18 protein-coding genes are annotated in these 20,004 nt (G+C 60.5%); 12 read left to right on the forward strand and 6 right to left on the reverse strand.

What is annotated here, in order from left to right; translation table 11 throughout:
* Together AC3AYF_RS06480 and AC3AYF_RS06485 are read right to left on the reverse strand one after the other, a co-directional pair.
* On the reverse strand, nt 1-456 hold a 456-nt coding region (locus AC3AYF_RS06480), incomplete at its 3' end, for a lipocalin family protein (protein ID WP_487779527.1).
* A 129-nt stretch (nt 457-585) separates the two neighbouring features.
* The gene (locus AC3AYF_RS06485) at nt 586-1,026 is read right to left on the reverse strand and encodes a hemerythrin domain-containing protein (RefSeq protein ID WP_295037793.1); all 441 of its coding nucleotides are present in this window, start codon (nt 1,024-1,026) and stop codon (nt 586-588) included.
* Between the two features lie 211 nt (nt 1,027-1,237).
* On the opposite strand from AC3AYF_RS06485, the gene AC3AYF_RS06490 reads away from it, so the two are divergent.
* Nucleotides 1,238-2,998, forward strand: a complete 1,761-nt coding sequence (locus AC3AYF_RS06490) for an IlvD/Edd family dehydratase (protein WP_295037791.1) — start codon at nt 1,238-1,240, stop codon at nt 2,996-2,998.
* 28 nt (nt 2,999-3,026) lie between these two features.
* Here the strand turns inward: AC3AYF_RS06490 and AC3AYF_RS06495 are convergent, their stop codons facing one another.
* The gene (locus AC3AYF_RS06495) at nt 3,027-3,755 is read right to left on the reverse strand and encodes a GntR family transcriptional regulator (protein ID WP_295037790.1); all 729 of its coding nucleotides are present in this window, start codon (nt 3,753-3,755) and stop codon (nt 3,027-3,029) included.
* 363 nt (nt 3,756-4,118) lie between these two features.
* Between AC3AYF_RS06495 and AC3AYF_RS06500 the strand changes: the two genes are divergently transcribed.
* The 10 genes from AC3AYF_RS06500 (at nt 4,119) to AC3AYF_RS06545 (ending at nt 16,250) form a co-directional block, all read left to right on the forward strand.
* Nucleotides 4,119-5,099 (forward strand): tripartite tricarboxylate transporter substrate binding protein, encoded by a 981-nt coding sequence (locus AC3AYF_RS06500; RefSeq protein ID WP_487779528.1) that lies wholly within the window; start codon nt 4,119-4,121, stop codon nt 5,097-5,099.
* Nucleotides 5,100-5,131: 32 nt separating this feature from the next.
* Entirely contained in the window at nt 5,132-5,602 is a 471-nt protein-coding gene (locus AC3AYF_RS06505) for a tripartite tricarboxylate transporter TctB family protein (protein ID WP_487779529.1), read from the forward strand.
* 57 nt (nt 5,603-5,659) lie between these two features.
* Nucleotides 5,660-7,168 carry a tripartite tricarboxylate transporter permease gene (locus AC3AYF_RS06510; protein WP_295037785.1) on the forward strand — a complete coding sequence of 503 codons (1,509 nt, stop codon included), beginning with the start codon at nt 5,660-5,662 and terminating at the stop codon, nt 7,166-7,168.
* Nucleotides 7,169-7,203: 35 nt separating this feature from the next.
* Nucleotides 7,204-8,325 (forward strand): mandelate racemase/muconate lactonizing enzyme family protein, encoded by a 1,122-nt coding sequence (locus tag AC3AYF_RS06515; RefSeq protein WP_295037783.1) that lies wholly within the window; start codon nt 7,204-7,206, stop codon nt 8,323-8,325.
* A 78-nt stretch (nt 8,326-8,403) separates the two neighbouring features.
* Nucleotides 8,404-9,327, forward strand: coding sequence for a dihydrodipicolinate synthase family protein (locus AC3AYF_RS06520; protein WP_295037765.1), 924 nt, complete (start codon nt 8,404-8,406; stop codon nt 9,325-9,327).
* Nucleotides 9,328-9,407: 80 nt separating this feature from the next.
* Nucleotides 9,408-10,574 carry an alpha-hydroxy acid oxidase gene (locus AC3AYF_RS06525; protein WP_295037762.1) on the forward strand — a complete coding sequence of 389 codons (1,167 nt, stop codon included), beginning with the start codon at nt 9,408-9,410 and terminating at the stop codon, nt 10,572-10,574.
* A 413-nt stretch (nt 10,575-10,987) separates the two neighbouring features.
* The gene (locus AC3AYF_RS06530) at nt 10,988-11,416 is read left to right on the forward strand and encodes a hypothetical protein (RefSeq protein WP_295037760.1); all 429 of its coding nucleotides are present in this window, start codon (nt 10,988-10,990) and stop codon (nt 11,414-11,416) included.
* Complete coding sequence (locus AC3AYF_RS06535; protein ID WP_295037758.1) at nt 11,409-12,620, forward strand: hypothetical protein; 1,212 nt, start codon at nt 11,409-11,411, stop codon at nt 12,618-12,620. Before AC3AYF_RS06530 ends, AC3AYF_RS06535 begins: the two co-directional genes overlap by 8 nt.
* 32 nt (nt 12,621-12,652) lie before the next feature.
* A complete protein-coding gene (locus AC3AYF_RS06540; protein WP_295037757.1) occupies nt 12,653-15,454 on the forward strand; it encodes a bifunctional diguanylate cyclase/phosphodiesterase in 2,802 nt (933 codons plus the stop codon).
* Between the two features lie 4 nt (nt 15,455-15,458).
* Nucleotides 15,459-16,250 carry a PEP-CTERM/exosortase system-associated acyltransferase gene (locus AC3AYF_RS06545; RefSeq protein WP_487779530.1) on the forward strand — a complete coding sequence of 264 codons (792 nt, stop codon included), beginning with the start codon at nt 15,459-15,461 and terminating at the stop codon, nt 16,248-16,250.
* Nucleotides 16,251-16,296: 46 nt separating this feature from the next.
* Here the strand turns inward: AC3AYF_RS06545 and AC3AYF_RS06550 are convergent, their stop codons facing one another.
* A complete protein-coding gene (locus AC3AYF_RS06550) occupies nt 16,297-17,391 on the reverse strand; it encodes a tartrate dehydrogenase (protein WP_487779531.1) in 1,095 nt (364 codons plus the stop codon).
* Between the two features lie 7 nt (nt 17,392-17,398).
* Entirely contained in the window at nt 17,399-18,280 is an 882-nt protein-coding gene (locus AC3AYF_RS06555) for an alpha/beta fold hydrolase (protein WP_295037752.1), read from the reverse strand.
* Between the two features lie 114 nt (nt 18,281-18,394).
* Here AC3AYF_RS06555 and AC3AYF_RS06560 point away from each other — a divergent pair, with 114 nt between their 5' ends.
* Complete coding sequence (locus AC3AYF_RS06560) at nt 18,395-19,309, forward strand: LysR family transcriptional regulator (RefSeq protein ID WP_295037750.1); 915 nt, start codon at nt 18,395-18,397, stop codon at nt 19,307-19,309.
* A 269-nt stretch (nt 19,310-19,578) separates the two neighbouring features.
* On the opposite strand, the gene AC3AYF_RS06565 is transcribed toward AC3AYF_RS06560, so the two are convergent.
* The coding region (locus AC3AYF_RS06565) for a glycine betaine ABC transporter substrate-binding protein (protein ID WP_487779532.1) at nt 19,579-20,004 on the reverse strand (426 nt) is incomplete at its 5' end.

A 20,004-nucleotide genomic window follows, 5' to 3' on the forward strand; every position in this document is an offset into this window, starting at 1 on the left:
GTCCAGTGTCGGATCCCGCGAAAGTATCCACAGGTAGTCACGGTCCGGACCGGCGACGAGGGCATGTTGATAACTCTCGTCCAGCGCCCGCACGCTGTAGCCCGCGTAGAAAGGCCCGAAGAAGCTGACCTTCAGGTGGCCGACGTTGGGGTCCCCGGCGAAGCTGGCGTGCCCCTCGGCGCTCTCCCAGCGCCCCTTCGCAGGGTCGTAGCCGCGATTGACGACGCGGATGTCGCCATCGGCGCGGCGAGTGTACTCCGCGGTGACGCACTCCAGGCCTTCCTCGAAGCCGTGGTCGAGCCGGGCGATTTCGTACCACTGGCCCAGATACTGGTCGATCTGAAAGTCACCGACGGGCTGCGTTCCCTCGGGGACGCCCGTACAACCCGCGAGCAGAGTGAAAGGGGCGAGCCAGGTCAGCCGCGGATATCGCGGGAGTCTCGAGGGCAGCAACATGAGGATCCTTCCTTTTATGGCTGTTGCTGAGAGTTTCCCGATGAGAAAAAGTTGCATCCGCCGTCGCCGGATCCTGGAGAGACAATGCAGACGACCGCTCCGACTGGAGCGGTCGGCAGGTACCGTCATTCAGCTGGCTTCCCGGCTCTCCATCTCGTGCCGGTAGGTCCTGGCCAGATCGGCCTTTGTCGAGTCGTCCAGCGCGCGCCCCGCCAACTGGAAGACCTCATGCTCCTCCTCGTCGAGATGATGCGTCACCAGATGCTGGAGTTTCTTGGCGCTGGCCAGCCAACCCGGAGAGTCGTATTCGGTGGCTTCCAGCGTTTCCAGCAGCTCGTCGATCTCGTGATGTTCGGCAACGCTGTGCCGGGCCTTCTCCTGGGTCATGTCATATTCCATCATCGGAATATAGAGCGCCCGTTCTTCGGCGGCGGCGTGATTCTCGAGTTCGGCGCGCAGTCGTTGGAACAGCTCGTCGCGGCCTTCACTGTCGCCGTGGGTCTTGACCAGCAGATCCAGCAGGCGGCGCTGCTTGCCGTGACTTTCACGTAGGTCTTCGAAAAGCGTCATCGTCCTCATCCTTGTGTCGCGGTCCTTGCGGGTATCGGCAGCGATTCATGGTCGCCGCTCGCTACAAGGTTAGGCGATGAAAGCGGGTGCTGCTAAATCCGGTTCATGCCCGTCTCACGACTGGTTGCGGCTTAAGTCGGATGTCATTGCCGCGCCAACTGTGGTTATTTGTGTCGATAATATTATTAATAATATTGACGATGAGGGCGCCATGGCAACCGACGGATCCAGCGACAAGCGGCATGACAACCATGACGAGGTGCGACAGACGGGCCTCAACCAGGGCCTGGTGAACTACGGCGACGCCGGTTTCTCCCTGTTTCTGCGCAAGGCCTTCATCAAGGGCGCGGGCTACAGTGACGATGCACTCAATCGCACCATCGTCGGTATCGCCAATACGGGGAGTGGCTACAACCCCTGTCACGGCAACATGGCGCAGCTGATCGAGGCGGTGAAGCGCGGTGTGATGCTGGAGGGCGGACTGCCGATCGAATTCCCCACCATCTCGATCGCGGAGAGCTTTTCGACGCCCACCAGCATGTACCTGCGCAACCTGATGTCGATGGATACCGAGGAGATGATCCGCGCCCAGCCGATGGATTCGGTGGTGCTCATCGGCGGCTGCGACAAGACCGTACCCGCCCAGCTGATGGGCGCCGCTTCCGCCAACCTGCCGATGCTCGAGCTGGTGACCGGCGCCATGCTCACCAGCGGCCATCGCGGCGTCCGCGTGGGCGCGTGTACCGACTGTCGTCGCTACTGGGGGATGTATCGCGGCCAGGAGATCGACGAGCAGGAGATCGAGGAGGTCAACGCCAAGCTGGTCGGCAGTGTCGGCACCTGCTCGGTCATGGGCACGGCCAGCACCATGGCCTGTATCAGCGAAGCGCTGGGCATCGCCTTGCCGGGCAGCGCCTCGCCGCCGGCGGTGACCGCGGATCGCATGCGCGTCGCCGAGGCGACCGGTCGCCAGGCCGTGATCAACGCGCGGGCAGGCGTGACGCCGGACAGGATCCTGACCGAGAAGGCGTTCGAGAATGCGCTGCGGGTGCTGCTGGCGATCGGTGGTTCCACCAACGGGATCATTCACCTGACCGCCATCGCCGGACGCATGGGCATCGACATCGATCTGGCCGCCTTCGACCGCATGAGCCGCGAGACGCCGGTGCTGGTCGATCTCAAGCCATCCGGTCAGCACTACATGGAAGATCTGCATCGTGCCGGCGGGCTGCCGACGGTGCTGCGCGAACTGAAGCCGTTGCTGCATCTGGATGCCATGACCGTGAGCGGTCGCACGCTGGGCGAGGAGATCGATGCCGTGCCGGTATTCGAACAGCAGGTGGTGCATCGCTTCGATGCGCCGCTCTATCCCGCCGGCGGGATCGCCTTCGTGCGCGGCAACCTGGCCCCCGACGGCGCGATCATCAAGCAGTCCGCCGCGGATGCCCGGCTGATGGAGCACGAGGGACGCGCGGTGGTGTTCGAGGATGCCGAGGACATGGCGGCGCGCATCGACGATCCGGAGCTGGACGTGACGGCGGAGGATGTTCTGGTGCTCAAGCGAATCGGCCCGGTGGGCGCACCGGGGATGCCCGAAGCCGGGTATCTGCCGATTCCGCGCAAGCTGGCCCGGCAGGGCGTGCGCGACATGCTGCGAATCTCCGACGGCCGCATGAGCGGCACCGCGGCGGGCTCCATCGTGCTGCACGTGACGCCGGAAGCCGCCCTGGGCGGGCCGCTGGCACTGGTCGAGAACGGCGACCGGATTCGCCTGAGCGTCAGCGAACGCCGCCTCGAGCTGCTGGTCGATGACGCAGAACTGGCGCGACGCCGGGAAGGCTGGCGACCGGTCGCGCTGACCGCCGAACGGGGGTATCGCAAGCTGTTCCTCGAACAGATCACCCAGGCGGATCAGGGCTGCGATTTCACCTTCCTGCGACCGCCGAACATCCAGCGTCGGGTGCCGAAGTGATGGCGGGCCTCGAGGCCGATCACTCGTATCAGCCGCCTTCCCGGAGCCGGTAGAGATGCAGATAACGCTCTTTCGAGGGCTGGAGATGCTGGTAGCAGAGGCGATGTAGTTCGGCGCGGTCCTGGCGCTCGAGCGCGTCGATCATGGCGAGATGCTCGTCCCGGGCCAGCAGGATGGCCTGACGGTCGGTGGTACCGATGAAGCGGATGGCGTGGGCCTTCTGGGCGAACTCGTTGATCGTATCGGCGAGATAGTCGTTGCCGCAGGCCGCGAACAGCGTGCGGTGGAAGGCGATGTTGTGGTGGAACACCGCGCGCAGGTCGCCACTCTCCACCGCTGCGCTGTGCCGGTCCTGTATGTCGGTCAGGGCCTCGATCAACGCGGGCGGCGCCGGCATCGGAATACGGTCCGCGGCGGCCTCCTCGAGGAGCTCGCGCATGACGTAGATCCCCTCCACCTCCTGGGGCGTATAGGACTTGACGAAGGCCCCGCGATTCTTGATCCGCTCCACCAGGCCGGCGTTCTCGAGCTGAAACAGCGCCTGGCGCACCACGTGGCGCTTGCCGGCGAAGCGCTGCATCAGGTCCTCCTCGACCAGCCTCTCCTTGGGGTGCGCGCGATTGAGCACGATGTCCTCTTCGATGGCCGAGACGATATCGGCGACGCTCGCCCCCTCGGCCTGAGTGTCCGCGGGTTCGTCGGCGAGACGATGGCCGGTGTCGGCGGTGGTCGGTCTGGCGGTGTCTCGCTTTGGCATGGATGTGTTCCCGTCACGATGAAGTTCCCGTCACTCGGTTGCCATTGTCCGCAGCGGGCGGGGGTTGGAGCAAGCGTCACCCGCTGATGGAGCGGCGATATCGCGCCACGGCCGGCGGCAGAATCGATTCTGCCGCGCCGACTTCGGCGATGACGCTGGTTTTTCGGCTTATGGCGCCATTTTTCACGACGTTACTGCTTTAGTCTCTATTGGCGGCAATATTATTGACAATCTGATCGATAAATTAATACGTTCTTCTCATCGCGGCAAGAACAGCAAGACAAGAACCGGCGCGACAAGGACAGATACGACAGCGAACAGGCACGACAACGATAAACAGACTCCGTCAGAGAGGAATCGATCATGCACGCCAAAGCCCTTCGCCACTGGCTGACGATCACCGCCGTGGCCATCAGCCTGTCTCCCCTGGCGCAAGCCGCCGATTACGTGGGAGGCGATGAAGTCACCGTACTGCAGGGATTCAAACCGGGGGGCGGCAGTGACGCCCTGGCACAGCTGGTCCAGCCGCGCCTGAGCGAGATCCTCGGCGTCGATTTCGTCAACGAGTACATGCCTGGCGCCACCGGGGCCGTGGCCTGGACGCGACTGGCCAAGCAGTCGCCCAACGACGGCGGCACCATCAGCATCACCAACACGCCGATGCTGATGACCAACTACATCATGAACGATGCCATCACCTACAACACCGACGAGATGACCCCGATCGCCAACGTGGTGACCGACCCGGGCATCGTCGTCGTCAGTGCGGACAGTCCCTATCAGACCATCGAGGATCTCTTCGCGGCCGCCGAGCAGAGCCCGGGTACCGTGACCATCGGCAACTCCGGCGTCGGCGGCGACGACTTCTTCACCACCATCCTGCTCGAGCAGGCCAAGGGGCTGTCGTTCAAGAAGGTGCCGTTCCAGGGCGATGGCCCCTCCGCGACGGCGGCCATGGGCGGCAAGATCGATGCCAGCTTCAACAACGTGGGCAACGTCTACGGCCAGGTCGAGTCCGGCAACCTGAGGGCGCGGGCGGTGTTCGCCGAGAAGCGGCTGACCAGCCTGCCCGACGTGCCCACCATGAAAGAGAAGGGGGTCGACGTGGTGGCGGGCTCCTCGCGCGGCTACAGCGCGCCGGCGGGCATTCCCGACGAGGCCCGGCAGCAGCTGATCGAGGCGTTCCAGACCCTGGCCAAGGATCCCGACTTCCAGGCCCAGGCGGAAAAGCGGGCGATGAATCTCGATGTGGTCACCGGTGACGACTACCGCGCCATGATCGATCAGATGGAAAGCGACTATCGGGAAATCTGGGATTCGGTCAAGGATCAGGTCGGCCGTTGAGTGACCGCCAAGTTGCCGAGGAGGAGGGCGCCATGAACGTCAGTCGTCTGCTGCTGGGCGTGGTCGGCATCGTCGTGGCGGGCGTCTTTTTCTTCGACGCCAGCCAGTACCCGCGCGCCGCGGCCCAGATGCCGATGATCTACGCCGTGGCCGTGGCGCTCATGTCGCTGGCGATGGTGGCCAGCGAGCTGCGCCTCGGGCGTCGTGCGTCGGCCACTCGCGATACCGCCGCCGAGACGGCGGACCGGGAAGCGGAAGCGGCGCCTCGGCGCTGGACGGCGGTCGCCGCCATCTTCCTGCTGGCGGTGGGGTATATCGCAGTGATGACGACGCTGGGCTACGTGCTGGCCACGGCGCTCTTCATGGCCCTGGCGCTGGCGATTCTGGGCACCGTGAAGTGGACCTTCGCGCTGATCGCCGGAGCGGTATTGATCGCCATGGTCTGTCTGGTGTTCGTGCAGTTCCTGGGCCTGCCGATTCCGCTGTTGCCGAGCTTCCTCTAGGGCCCGTCGGAACGGGTGGCCACGACGCTCGATTCGAGCACAGGAGTGTAGACGCGCATGGATTCCTCTCTAGTGATGATCGGGCTGGCCAACGTGCTCAGCGTCAACAACATTGCCTGCATCCTCGGCGGTACGCTGCTGGGGCTGTTCGTCGGGGCGATGCCGGGGCTGTCGGCGACGATGGCCCTGGCCTTGCTGCTGCCGCTGACGTTCAGCTTCGATCCGGCGACCGGGCTTAGCATGCTGGCTTCGCTCTACGTGGGGGCGTCCTACGGCGGTTCCATCGCCGCGATCCTGCTACGCACGCCGGGCACGCCATCGGCGGCGGCGACCGTACTCGACGGCTTTCCGCTGTCGCAGCAGGGGCGTGCCGGCGAAGCGCTGGGGATCTCGCTGTTCGCCTCTTTCTTCGGCGGGCTGATGAGCGGCATCGCGCTGCTGACGGCGGCCCCGCTGCTGGGCACGCTGGTACTCGAATTCGGCCCGGTCGAGCTGTTCGCCATCGCCGTGCTGGGCATCACCATCATCGGTTCGCTGGCCCAGGGATCGGTGATCAGCGGTCTGCTCTCCGGTGGACTGGGGCTGCTGCTCAGCACCGTCGGGATGGACCTGACCACCGGAACGCCGCGCATGACGTTTGGCCAGATCAATCTGTTTGCTGGGATCGACTTCACGGTGGCATTGATCGGGCTGTTCTCGGTGCCCCAGGCGCTGACGCTGATCGAGAACTCCCACCGCGGCGGCAAGGTGGCGAGCCGCATCACCGACCGCCTGATGCCGCGGTGGCGCACCGTCAAGCAACTGATGCCCAATATCCTGCGCTCCAGCGGCATCGGCATCATCGTGGGCCTGATACCGGGGACCGGTGGCGATACCGCCAGCTGGTTCGCCTACAACGAGGCCAAGCGCTTCGCCAAGGACAAGAGCCGCTTCGGCAAGGGCGAGATCGCCGGGGTCGCCGCGCCGGAGGCCGCCAACAACGCGGTCGTCGGTGGCGCGCTGATACCCACCATCGCCCTCGGGATTCCGGGCAGCTCCTCCACCGCGATCCTGCTCGGCGCGCTGATGGTGCAGGGCATTCTGCCCGGCCCCAATCTGCTGACCGACTATGGCGATGTCACCTACACCCTGATCTGGGCGGTGATTCTCGCCAACATCGCGCTGCTGGTGGTGGGCCTGGCGTTCACCAAGATGAGCGTGTCGGTGACCCGGATTCCCGACGGCTTCATCGCCTGCGCCATTCTGACGCTCTGCATCATCGGCGCCTTCGCCATCAACAACAGCCTGTTCGATGTCGGGCTGATGCTGGGCTTCGGTCTGTTCGGCTACTGGATGAGCAAGGCGGGCGTCTCGCCGGCGCCGATGGTGATCGGCCTGATCCTGGGGCCGGTGATGGAGACCAGCTTCCAGCAGTCGATGCTGATCGGCAACGACAGCTTCGGCGTGTTCCTGGAGAGCCCGATCGCCACCGTGCTGCTGATCCTCGCGCTGCTGTCGATCCTGCAGGCGACACCGTTCTTCCGCTGGCTGCGCGTGCCGTTCAAGCGTCGCCTCAAACCCGATTGATGCCTTGGAATGTCAACCACCCGGAGAGATGACCGATGACCCGAATCACCGATGTACAGGCGCGAACGGTCAATGTCGCGCTGGACAATCCGACCAGCTTCTCCAACCGGCAGGTCCTCAAGCGGGACTACGCCCTGGTCAAGGTGACCGGTGACGACGGTATCAGCGGTATCGGCTTCTGCTACGGCGGCAACAACGCCGGCCACCTGGTGACCCAGGCCGTGCGCGATCTGCTCAAGCCGGTGCTGATGGGGCAGGACACCCACCGCGTCGAGGGGTTGTGGCAGGAGATGTATCAGGAGAGTTTGCTGCACGGCCGCGCCGGTTCGGTGATGCGGGCGATCAGCATCCTCGACGTGGCGCTGTGGGATCGCAACGCCCGCGCCGCCAACCTGCCGCTCTACCAGTTTCTCGGCGCCAGCGACGAAGAGAGCGTGGCGGCCTACGCCAGCGGCGGTTACTACCTCGACGGCAAGACGCCGGCCAGGCTGGCGGACGAGATGACCGGCTACGTCGACAAGGGCTTCAAGGCGGTCAAGATGAAGGTGGGACGCGAGGACCTGGCTGGCGAGGAGGCGCGGCTGGCGGCCGTCCGCGAAGCCATCGGCCCCGATGTGCTGCTGATGATGGACGCCAACAACGCCTGGCAGGATCTTCCCTCGGCCCTGGCCTTCGCGCGGATGGCCGAGCCCTACTCTCCCTACTGGATCGAGGAGCCGTTCAGCCCGGACGACATCGACAACCATCGCCGCCTGGCCGAGCGTACGCCGATTCCGGTGGCGACGGGCGAGATCGAGGCCGGTCGCTGGCGCTTCAAGGAGCTGCTGGACAAGGAGGCGGCGATGATCCTGCAGACCGATGCGGCGGTCTGTGGCGGGATCACCGAATTCCGGCGGATCGCGGCCACGGCGGCCAGTTACGGGGTGGAGATCTGCCCCCATTGGTTCCACGATCTCCACGTGCATCTGGTCGGCTCGACGCCGAATGCGCCTTTCGTCGAATTCTTTGCCGACGATCAAGTGCTTAACTTCCGTAGACTGATCGATACGCAGTTGACCTTCAGCGACGGGCGCCTGCAGCTGCCCCAGACGCCGGGATTGGGCTTCGACTTCGACGAGGCGGCGCTGTCGCGCTACGCCGTCGAACCCTGGTCCTGAGCCCAACGATCGGGGTCGACGCTTTCCATTTTTCCACTGCCTGTTTCCCCATTACCTGCCTGCCAGAGGTCTGTGCTCATGTCGTCGAATGCGCCCTGCGGTACCGTACTTTCGCCGGTCATCACGCCGTTTCGCGATGACCTTTCCCCGGATGCGGCGCGCTTCGTCGACCACTGCCGCTGGCTGATGGCCAACGATGTCGGGCTGGCGATCTTCGGCACCAACTCCGAGGCCAACTCGCTGTCGCTGCAGGAGCGTCTCGAGCTGCTCGACCACCTGGTCGCGGCGGGGATCGACACCACCCGGCTGATGCCGGGCACCGGCTGCTGCTCGATACCCGACAGCGTGACCCTGACGCGACATGCCGTGAGCCAGGGCGTGGGGGGCGTGCTGATGCTGCCGCCGTTCTACTACAAGGGCGTCTCGGAGGAGGGGCTGTTCCGGTTCTATTGCGAGGTGATCGAGCGGGTCAACGACGAGCGGCTGCGCCTCTATCTCTACCACATTCCACCGGTGGCGCAGGTGCCGATCGGCCTGGGTCTCATCGAGCGACTGCTGAAGCGCTATCCCCAGGTCGTGGCGGGGATCAAGGATAGCTCCGGCGACTGGGCCAACACCCAGGCCGTCATCGACGCCTTCGGCCAGCAGGGATTTCGTGTCTACGCCGGCAGCGAGCGCTTCCTGCTGCCCACGCTGCGGGCCGGTGGCGTCGGCTGCATCAGTGCCACCGCCAACGTCAATCCCCGCGCGATCTCGGCGCTGGGCGCCAGTTGGCAGGATGACGACGCCGATGCGAATCAGCAGGGACTCAACGAGATTCGCGATATCTTCGAGAGTGTGCCGATGATCCCGGCGCTCAAGGCCGCCACCGCCCATTTCAGCGGTGATGCCGGTTGGGATCGCCTGCGGCCACCGCTGGTCTCGCTCGATGAGGGGCAGCGCGACAAACTGCTGACGGCACTGAAACGGGTCGGTTTCACGATGCCGGGCGTCGCAGGGTGACTATTGGTGATTTAGAGCCTTGGTGATTTAGAGTCTTGGTGACGTAGAGTCGATCGTCTTTTCAGTGATAAGGATCATCCGTGACGCGTCAACAGCGCCGCCTTTCCCGTATTCGCAACTTCCTGGATCTCGAGCGTGCCGGCAAGCGCCATCTTCCCCGGCCACTCCATGGATACGTCGCCAACGCGGCGGAAGATGGCAAGAGCCTGGCCGCCAACCGCGCGGCCTTCGACGATTACTGCTTCCTGCCGCGGGCGCTGATCGATGTCTCTCGCGTTTCCCTGGAAACCGAACTGCTGGGCCGCCGCTATGCGGCGCCGTTCGGGATCGCGCCCATGGGGATCAGTGCGCTTTCCGCTTATCGGGGGGATATGGCGCTGGCTCGCGCTGCAGCGCAGGCTGAGGTGCCGATGATCATGAGCGGCTCGTCACTGATTCCGATGGAAGAGGTGGCAGCGGTGGAGGGCTGCGACTGGTTCCAGGCCTATCTGCCGGGAGACCGGCCGGGCATCGAGGCGCTGATCGCCCGTATCGGGCGCGCCGGTTTCCGCAACTTGGTGATTACCGTCGACTATCCCGTCCCCCCCAATCCCGACAACAACCGGCGCAGCGGCTTCTCGTCACCGATTCGCCCCAGCCTTCGCCTGGCCCTGGATGGATTGGTCCGGCCACGCTGGCTCTACGAGACGTTCTACAAGACGCTTCGTCATCACGGGATCCCTCACTTCGAGAACAATCACGCGACCCGGGGGATTCCGGTCATCTCGCGTCACGTCAATCGCGACTTCTCGGGGCGCTCGCACCTCGACTGGGACTACCTCGCGCTGGTACGGGAACGCTGGCCGGGGAACCTGATCGTCAAGGGCATCCTGCATCCCGACGATGCCCGGCGCGCCAAGGCGCAGGGCGTCGATGCGATCATCGTCTCCAACCATGGCGGCAGACAGTTGGACGGCACGATCGCGCCGCTACGAATGCTTCCCGAAGTGGTCGATGCGGTCGGAGACTTCCCCGTCATGATCGATAGCGGCTTCCGGCGCGGTACTGACGTGCTGAAAGCGTTGGCGCTGGGTGCCCACTTCGTCTTCTTCGGTCGTCCTTTCAATTACGCGGCCGCCTACGCCGGTGAAGCGGGTGTCAGCCATGCGATCCAACTGATGCAGGACGAGCTCGCGCGGAACATGGCGCTGCTCGGCATCACGGAGGTTCGTCAGATGGACTTGAGCCGGCTACGTAAAAACGCCTGACGCCTCCGTCGCGAATCGTAACTCCCGGACAGCGTTTCCCGAGTCTCCACGATGGGTCTGGTCACTGGGCGAGTCACGCCAATATGAGTATGCTGTGATGGACGCTCTGCGAATTGGCGGACGAAGTCAAGGCTGCCTTTTGGCCCGGCCAAGCAGCGCACGGGGCAGCACATAATAATGTAGTGGTAGGGGACAGCAACGATGCTGAAAGAGAAAGCCGGTAGCCTAATCCATGAGATAGCCGCCGTTCCCGGTGTTGTTCCGGGAACATCAGCCACTCCGACCTGCCATGCTGGCCGATGAATCGAATAAGACCAAGTCGCAGATGTCTCTGAAATGCAATCGATTTCGGGTCGGAGTTTGTCTTTGACACTCATCATGGCGCAAGCAGACGGATCGGGGAGTCGTGACGCATGCGGCGGACGTTGACCGGCTGTGTGCTGCTGCTCTCTCTGTTATCCGTCGATAGTTTCGGAGACGAGCCAGCAACCGTCGTTATCGCCAACAAGTCGGTACAGCAGGCTTCTCTTCCGCTGGAGACGCTGAGGGCCATTTTCGCGATGCGACAGAGAACCTTCCCCGACGGGCAGGCCGTGCACGTCTTCGTTCTGCCGGACGACAATCCGATTCACGAGGATTTTTCCAAGAAAGTATTGGGTGTTTATCCGCATCAACTCCGACTCGCCTGGGATCGTGCCGTGTTCTCGGGCACTGGGCAGGCCCCCAACGAGGTCTCCAGCGAAGCCGAAATGATCGAGGACGTCGCCTCCACGCCCGGCAGTGTCGGATACATCAAAAAAACAAGCCTGAATGGTCAGGTTCGGGTGCTCGACATTGAATAAATCGTTATCAAGTGACTTTTCGAAAGCCGCCATTGCCGTTCTCGTCATGGTCGGCCTGCTGTTCCAGGTACCCGCAAGCAGAGCCGCACCGCTGCCCGATACCTTTCAGGTGCACGGTTTCATGAGCCAAGCCCTCATCGTGACCGACCATAACGATTTCTTCGGGCCCAGTAGCGAGGGCGGCGGAAGCTGGGAATACACCGAACTGGGCCTGAATGCCTCTTTTCGACCGCTAAGCAACGTGTTGGTGGCGGGGCAGCTGCTTGCCAGGCAAGCCGGAGATATCCAGCAGTTGAATGACGTTGAACTCGATTATGGGGTTATCGATTACCAGTTCTACAGCGATGCCAATATGACATCAGGTGTACAGCTGGGAAGGTTCAAAAACCCGTTGGGCCTGTATAATCAAACACGTGATATTGCTATTACTCGTCCGAGCATACTTCTACCCCAATCTATATATTTCGATCGCACCCGAAAGCCCGCGCTGTCAGCTGATGGTCTGATCGGCTATCTCGAAAAGCCCCTGAATAACGGCGTGTTAAGAGTCCAGGCCGGTGCCGGAAAGCCCAGAATGGATTCCCAATCGGAAGTCTCGGCTTTTGGTAGGGACGATTTGGGGGAATACTCTGGAAATACATCCTATATTGGCCAGGTGCGTTATGAACATGGCGGCGGCAACCTGGTTTTAGCGATGACCTACGCAGACGTTAATGCTGCTCTGGACTCCAAGCCTTCGGGGCCCGGGTCGGGAAATTTTTCGTTTCAACCCTTGATATTTTCTTTTCAATACAATCAAGAAAACTGGTCTTTGACAAGCGAATATGCCCTTCGGCATGTTAAGTCAAGCGGGTTTTCAGACCCTTACAATTATGAGGCAACTGGAGAAAGCTGGTACATTCAGTTTACCCGACGCCTTAGTGCCGACTGGCAATGGTTGCTGAGATATGATTCTTTGGTAACGGATAAGACGGATCGTCATGGTGGTGAGTATGAGGAACTAACAGGTAGACCCGCCTATTCTAGATATGCGAAAGATTGGACTACTGGATTGCAGTGGCGACCCTATTCTCGTCTTTTGATCTCATCCGAGTTTCATAATATTGAAGGGACAGGGTGGTTGCCATTTCAGGATGCATCAGAAGTGGAGACTCAGCAAAAATACTGGAATATGCTGCTTTTCCAGGTCTCATATTTCTTTTGATCTGACTGGTGGTTGTTATGAGGCGCGCTGAGATGAATGCTAAAAAAGGGAGTTTCCGGTTAGATCTAAAGTGGCGGGCAATGCTGTTGACCAGCTTTCTTTTGCTGGCTTTGACGAGTCTAATTGTATGGGTGAGTAATCACTCCCTAATGAGCCAGTTTCAGCACTCTCGAGACGAGTTTTACGAAAATCAAAGCCAGGAAGTTAGCTATAATATTCAGCGCTCCGCGGATGTCATGCGGCAAATGGCTGGAATGGTGGCTTCTTCAGAGGATTTGGGGGACGCGCTTCTCAACGGCAGTCCAAGCGACGCTGAGTGGGCAATAATAGCTACATGGCCAACACTGCAACTAGATGTCGGAGTGGATGATGTCGTCGTATACAATCGTAATCTGCAACCCGTCGTGACGTTGGGGCGTGAACTAGAGTTTGCGTCCCGAAAATATAGTCACGAATGGCTAAGTGATGTTTTAAACAATGAGAAACCAAGCGACAGGCTCCTTTGCCTGGAGTCCTGTCAGCAGTACGTGGCTGTGCCGATTCTTGCGCAGGGAGTAGACGCGGGGGTCGTGTTGCTTACACGCTCTTTGGCGGATATTACTCGTTATTTGCAGAAAAGTTCTGGCAGTGAAGTGGCACTACTGATCAGTTCGGAAGATCCCTCTTCTGAGAGAAGATATTTGCGCGAGTGGAAAACGTCTTTAGCAGCTGTGACGCATGAGGCTGAGGTGCTCCCTTTTATTGAAAGAATGTCTCAAGACTTTCCTCTTTCGGCGACTCGAGGTAAGGCTCTAAGCTATATTGACAGCGGTAGACGATACGAAGTTTCTTCTATTGCATTGGAAACAGGGAGAGAGGATAAACCCTCCAGTTTCTTTCTTCTGATCTCAGACGTGACGGATCAGTTGAAAGAGATCACGAAAACAACGCAGATGATTCTTATAATTTCGCTGATAGGGTGGGCGGCGGCCGAGGTTTTACTTTACCTGATATTGCGCTATCGAATGGATCATTTGAGAGAGATTAGCCAAAAACTACCTCTGTTGGCTGAACAAAATTATAGTGTAATGCGCCGTAGTATACCAAGAAAAAAATCTTTCTTTGTTGACGAGATTGACGCGTTAGAGATAACTGCCATAGAGCTTGAAGTCAAGCTGGAGGACTTGGAAAAAGAGGTTGGCAAACGGGGGGTAGAGTTAGAGGCAAGGGTCGCAGAGTTAGCAAGAGAGAGGGACTTTATTAGAGGGCTGATGAACACCGCTCAGGTTTTAGTGTTGACGCATCGTCGTGACGGAGTGATTACTCTGACGAACCGACTTTGTCAGACCATGACCGGGCTTGACGAGCAGGATTTGCGAGGGTGTACCTTTCAGCAGCTATTCTCGAAGGATTTTTTTAACGCTGATGAATATTTGAAAGCTGGTGGGCAGCAAGAAAGTCATTTTGTGTCAGTGGATGGCATTGTAAGGACTATTGTCTGGTATCACACTCCGCTTAGAGTTGACGGGGACCAGCGAGAACTGATTTCGGTAGGGGTGGATATTACTGAGCGAAAATTGGCCGAAAATCGCTTGACCTGGCTAGCTAATAGAGATCCATTGACTGAGTTGTACAACCGCCGTTTTTTTGAAGAAGCACTTCAGCGTGCAGTAACACCTGAGGCGTTTGGTGCAGTCCTGTATCTCGACTTAGACCGTTTCAAGGATGTCAATGAGCTGAGTGGTCATCAGTCTGGCGATCAGTTATTACGCGCTGTAGCATCTACGTTGTCGGGGCTTAGTCGAGGATATATCGTTGCGCGGCTGGGCGGTGATGAGTTTGGCATCTTGATGGAACATACATCGACTGACACTGCTGTAGATCTGGCGAGGAAAATCGCCGACCACCTAGACCAACAGAGTATACATATTCAAGGACGGACACACCGAGCTAGTGCCAGCATCGGTGTGGCTGCCTATCCTGATCACGGTGACCGGCCCGACAGTCTGATGGCCAACGCAGACTACGCCATGTATAGGGCCAAGGAGGACATGGCTAAGCGTTGGCATTTGCTGCAGCCAGATCAACAGGATCGTGAGGAACTTAAGCAACGAGTTTTCTGGGCCGAGAGGATACGCAGTGCTCTACTTTATGATCAGTTCGAACTACTTCTACAACCCATCTTTAGGCTGATAGATTTCAACATACAACACTACGAAGCGCTGTTAAGATTGAAAGGTGACGATGGCGAGTACCTGTCACCTGGCACCTTTATTCCGATCGCGGAGAGAAATGGTCAAATTGCGGCCATAGATAGGTGGGTAGTGGGGAAGGGGATTGAGCTAATATCCAGATTCACAGACGAATCCATCAGCTTGGCCATTAATCTTTCGGGGCAGTCTCTTCAGGACAAAGAGCTGATGTCGTTCATGAAATGTGAGTTTGATAAACGAGGGGTCGAACCCCGCCGTCTCATTGTAGAGGTTACAGAAACGGCAGCAGTGACTGATTTTACTTCCGCCCGAGGAGTCCTTGAGGATATTAGGCGCCTTGGTTGTCAAGTCGCGCTGGATGACTTTGGAGTCGGGTTTAGCAGTTTTTATTATCTTGGTCAGCTTCCGTCCGACTATATAAAAGTTGATGGGTCGTTTATCACGACGCTGCCTGATAGTGAAGAGAACCAGCTTATCGTCAAAGCAATTGCCGATATTGCCAAGGGGCTAGGAAAGAAAACGGTGGCGGAGTTTGTTGATAAGCCTTCTATATTGCCATATCTGAGAAAATACAAAATTGACTATGTCCAAGGATTTTATTTGGGAAGACCTCAGCCGGCCGCGGAAGTTGGAATTAGGTGAGAATTTGGCCAAGGCCGAAGTGCTAGCCTCGGGCGACTCCCCAGACCACAATTTCCTGAAGAAGTTTAACCTTATCCTGGCAACAACGGAACGTGACAAAGCGAGAGTCTTTTCTCTCAGGCACCGGGTTTTTTGCGAGGAGTTGGGCTTTTTCTCGCTGGACCTGGCCGATCGTTTGGAGCAAGACGCTTTCGATACGAACTCGCTTCATTGTCTGCTAGAGCACCGTGCAACGGGTCTGGCGATAGGTTGTCTACGCGTGGTGATGGCTTGTGACTCCAAGGGGGACGCGTTCCCAATACCTGTCGAAAAACATTGTCGTGAACTCAGTGTTGAGATCAGTCTTGATTTGAAGGCGGTCGGTAGAGATAGCCTATGCGAGATTTCTCGCGTGGCTATCCCCAAGTTTTTCCGGTCGGGTGGTAAGGATGAATCGCTTGCAACCGATCTGGAGCGCTGGGTTTTCGGCCAGCACGAGCGTCAAGATTTCCTGATGGCCGGCGTGGCGCTGAATCTGTGTGCGACGGCGCTCAGCGGTATTTCGAAACGCTACCATGTATTGGCGATGATCGAACCGCGGTTTCAGCGCTTGCTGGCAAGGGTTGGTTTGCATTTCGAACAGGTAAGTCCGACCGTAGAACTTCTAGGATTAAGGGCGGCATTTTATATTCATCAGCAGCGCGCGGAAACGGAGCTGAGTGAGACCGTTCGCCCTCTGTACAATGCGCTTCGGATCAATCTGGAATCCCAGTTTCTTCGCGAGGGGATAGGCTCCCGGATTGGGATTTTCCACTAGTACATTCTGCGCGACGACGGGCCGACCCGCCGTCGCCAGTCTCGCTTCAACCGATCGCTGCGGCGATCTTCTCGCCCAGGCTCTGGGTCGTTCCCTTGCCTTTCAGGTCCGGGGTCAGCGCTGACTTGTCGTCATCTGCCAGGACTTGCTCGATCGCACTGACCATCGCGTCGCCCGCCTCCTTGTAGCCCAGATGCTCGAGCATCATCGCGCCACACCAGATCTGCCCGATCGGATTGGCGATGCCCTTGCCGGCGATGTCCGGGGCGCTGCCGTGGACCGGCTCGAACAGGCTCGGGAACTTGCCTTCCGGGTTGATGTTCGCCGAGGGCGCGACGCCGATGGTGCCGGTGCAGGCGGGGCCGAGGTCGGAGAGAATGTCGCCGAAGAGGTTGCTGGCGACGACGACGTCGAACCAGTCCGGGTGGAGCACGAAATTGGCGGTCAGGATGTCGATATGGAACTGGTCGACGCTGACGTCCGGATAACCCTTGGCCATCGCCTTCACCCGTTCGTCCCAGTACGGCATGGTGATCGAGATGCCGTTGGACTTGGTCGCGGAGGTGAGTTTCCGGCGCGGTCGACTCTGCGCCAGGTCGAAGGCGTATTTCAGCACACGGTCGACCCCGGTGCGCGTCATCACGGTCTCCTGCATGACCGTTTCCCGCTCGGTGCCCTCGAATATCTTGCCGCCGATGCTCGAGTATTCCCCTTCGGTGTTTTCCCGCACCACGTAGAAGTCGATGTCGCCGGGCTCGCGGTCGGCCAGCGGGCTCTTGATGCCGGGCATCAGGCGGCAGGGCCGCAGGTTGATGTACTGGTCGAAGTGGCGCCGGAACTGCAGCAGCGCACCCCACAGCGAGATGTGGTCCGGCACCTTGTCCGGCCAGCCTACTGCGCCATAGAAGATGGCATCGAAGCCGGAGAGCGTCTCGAACCAGTCGTCCGGCAACATCTTGCCGTGCTCGAGATAGTAGTCGCAGCTGCCGAACTCGAAATGCTCGAACTCGAGACCGATATCGAAGCGCCTGGCGGCCGCTTCCAGTGCGCGCAGTCCCTCCGGAACCACCTCGGTGCCGATGCCGTCGCCGGCGATGACGGCGATCTTGTGGGTCTTGGCTTGAGCGGGTTTGTGAGCCATGACTGGCTTACCTCATGAAGTGGGTGAGTTGCTGGAAGAGCGCATCCGGCGCTTCCTCGGGAAGATAATGGCCGCAGGGCAGGGTGCCGCCTTCGACGCTGTGACGGGAAACCGCCCGCCACTCGCCGAGAGCATCGAAGCAGCGCTCGATCACGCCGTGCTCGCCCCACCACACCGCCAGCGGAACCTGAAGATGCCGGCCGGCATCGCGGTCGGCGCGGTCGTGCTCCAGATCGATGGTGCGGGAGGCGCGATAGTCTTCACACAGGCCATGGGCCGCGCCCGGGAGGGCCAGGCAGCGCTGGTACTCCGCGATCGCTCGCGGATCGAACGGGCCCAGCCCGGCATGACGGCCACCCACGATCCGGGTGACGTAGTCGGCGGGCGCGGCTTCGATCCAGGATTCCGGCAGAGGCCTGGGTTGAATCAGGAAGAACCAGTGCCAGTAGGCCGTGGCGAAAACGAGATCGGTGGCCTCGTACATCGCCAGCGTCGGCGCGATGTCCAGCACCATCAGCTTGTTCACTCGCTCGGGGTGGTCGAGCGCCAGCCGGTGCGCGACCCGGCCGCCGCGATCGTGCCCGCAGAGGAAGAACCGCTCGAACCCCAGGGCCCGCATGACCGCAACCTGGTCATGCGCCATCCGGCGCTTGCTGTAGTTGAGGTGCCGTGCGTCCCCCTCCGGCTTGCTGGAATCGCCATAGCCGCGCAGGTCGGTGGCGACCACGGTGTAGTGCTCGGCGAGCCGAGGGGCGAGAAGATGCCAGATGACATGGGTCTGCGGGTGACCGTGAAGCAGCAGCAGCGGTGGGCCTTCGCCTCCGATCACGCCGTGGATGGCGATGTCCCGTTCTACCTCGATATCGAACTCGCGAAATCCGTCGAACATCGGTCTGGCCTCGTTCTTGGGCGCATTGGGTCGCTGGCACCAGTGTAGTCGCTGCCGGATTCGGGATAATCCGGTTAGAATCGAAACGACTATTGCGCTGAGGTGGAGAATTCGATGTCCGCGGTCGACGATCTGGCCTTCTTCCAGCGGGTCGCCCAGGCAGGCAGCCTGACCGGCGCGGCCCGGGAACTGGGGCTGTCACTCTCGGCGGTCAGCAAGCGGCTGCAGCAGCTGGAGAGGCGTCTCGGCGTGTCACTGGCGGCGAGGACGACGCGGCGCTTGTCGCTGACAGCGGAGGGGGAGCGCTATCTGAAGCGCGGGGCGATGATCCTCGATGACCTGGGCGATCTGGAGAACTCGCTGCGGGACCAGGGCGCCGTGCTCTCGGGGCGGCTGAGAATCAACGCCACCTTCGGTTTTGGCCGGCGCCATGTGGCACCGCTGATCTCGCGTTTCGCCGCGCGTCATCCGCAGCTGGAACTGCTGCTGGAGCTGACCAGCTTCCCGGTCGGACTCGACGAGCAGGGGTTCGACATCAACATTCGTGTCGGTGAGCCGCCGGCGTCGCGCTGGATCGCCAGGCGACTGCTCGCCAACCGCCGGATACTCTGTGCCGCCCCCGGTTATCTGGCGAGCGCGCCCAGGCTCGAGCGGCTGGAGGATCTGGCACGGCATCGCTGCCTGATCGTGCGGGAGAACGATACCGACTACTCGCTGTGGCGGTTCGAGGCCGCCGACGATACCCGCACCCGTCGTGCCATCCGCGTTCATGGCCGGCTGGCGAGCAACGATGCCGAGGCGATGACGCGAATGGCGCTCGATGGCCACGGCGTCTTGCTGCGCTCCTGGTGGGACGTTCACGAGCATCTGGCCAGCGGTGATCTGATGCCGTTGTTGCCGCAGTGGCAGGGGATCCGGGCTGACTTCCACCTGCTCTACGCCGAGCGGGCAAGAGACAGTGCCCGGATTCGGCAGTTCGTCGATTTCATGACGACCGAGATGACGGGACGGGTGCCGCCACTGCCTTGATCTCGGGGAAGCACCGACGAGCGCTGAATGCCGGGAACACGGACAAGAAATTTCCGGGAGAAATTCCTGACGTCGCGTCAGGGATGGCAGAGCACAAAAAAATGCCCACCAGGGGATGGTGGGCAAGTAAGGGATCATTCAAGGGAACACCTACTCAGAGTCAGCCCTGCTGCATTAGTTCCGGGCGAAGACAAAAAAATCGCCACGAATTTGTAACGGTTTTTTGCTATGTCAAGCCGTGACCCGGCGGTGGCTCCCGATATCTTGATCTACAAGGAGAATTTTTTCTGCACCGCTTCCCAGGCCGGCTCGCCTTCGCGCGTGGTGACCCCCTTCATCATGGCTTCGACGCGATCCGGATGGTTCTCGATCCAGGTCGTGGCGACCTCTTCCATCGGCTTCTCCTCCTGGCCGTACTGCTTGATCATCCAGCTCTGCTCCTCGGCGGAAAACGAGAACTGATCGAAGAAGGCCACCAGATTCGGGTTGGCCTCGGCGTAGTCGCTGGCCATCAGCGTGCGCACGTCGCTGGCACCGTTGCCTTCGCCGAACAGGTTCTTCGAATCGCTGAGGTAGCGCATCGGCAGTTCGAGGTTCATCCAGTGCGGCGTCCAGCCGACCCAGACGATGGGCTCCTCGTTGGCGATATGGCTCTTGGCGGCGCTCAACATGCCGACGGTGCTGGTATCGACCAG

The organism is Salinicola sp. (genome assembly GCF_982684285.1).

Excerpts from the sequence above, each read along its gene's own strand:
- AC3AYF_RS06485 (WP_295037793.1), bottom strand. The coding sequence starts at position 1,026 with ATGACGCTTTTCGAAGACCTACGTGAAAGTCACGGCAAGCAGCGCCGC.
- AC3AYF_RS06490 (WP_295037791.1), top strand. The coding sequence starts at position 1,238 with ATGGCAACCGACGGATCCAGCGACAAGCGGCATGACAACCATGACGAG.
- AC3AYF_RS06495 (WP_295037790.1), bottom strand. The coding sequence starts at position 3,755 with ATGCCAAAGCGAGACACCGCCAGACCGACCACCGCCGACACCGGCCAT.
- AC3AYF_RS06500 (WP_487779528.1), top strand. The coding sequence starts at position 4,119 with ATGCACGCCAAAGCCCTTCGCCACTGGCTGACGATCACCGCCGTGGCC.
- AC3AYF_RS06505 (WP_487779529.1), top strand. The coding sequence starts at position 5,132 with ATGAACGTCAGTCGTCTGCTGCTGGGCGTGGTCGGCATCGTCGTGGCG.
- AC3AYF_RS06510 (WP_295037785.1), top strand. The coding sequence starts at position 5,660 with ATGGATTCCTCTCTAGTGATGATCGGGCTGGCCAACGTGCTCAGCGTC.
- AC3AYF_RS06515 (WP_295037783.1), top strand. The coding sequence starts at position 7,204 with ATGACCCGAATCACCGATGTACAGGCGCGAACGGTCAATGTCGCGCTG.
- AC3AYF_RS06520 (WP_295037765.1), top strand. The coding sequence starts at position 8,404 with ATGTCGTCGAATGCGCCCTGCGGTACCGTACTTTCGCCGGTCATCACG.
- AC3AYF_RS06530 (WP_295037760.1), top strand. The coding sequence starts at position 10,988 with ATGCGGCGGACGTTGACCGGCTGTGTGCTGCTGCTCTCTCTGTTATCC.
- AC3AYF_RS06540 (WP_295037757.1), top strand. The coding sequence starts at position 12,653 with ATGAATGCTAAAAAAGGGAGTTTCCGGTTAGATCTAAAGTGGCGGGCA.
- AC3AYF_RS06550 (WP_487779531.1), bottom strand. The coding sequence starts at position 17,391 with ATGGCTCACAAACCCGCTCAAGCCAAGACCCACAAGATCGCCGTCATC.
- AC3AYF_RS06555 (WP_295037752.1), bottom strand. The coding sequence starts at position 18,280 with ATGTTCGACGGATTTCGCGAGTTCGATATCGAGGTAGAACGGGACATC.
- AC3AYF_RS06560 (WP_295037750.1), top strand. The coding sequence starts at position 18,395 with ATGTCCGCGGTCGACGATCTGGCCTTCTTCCAGCGGGTCGCCCAGGCA.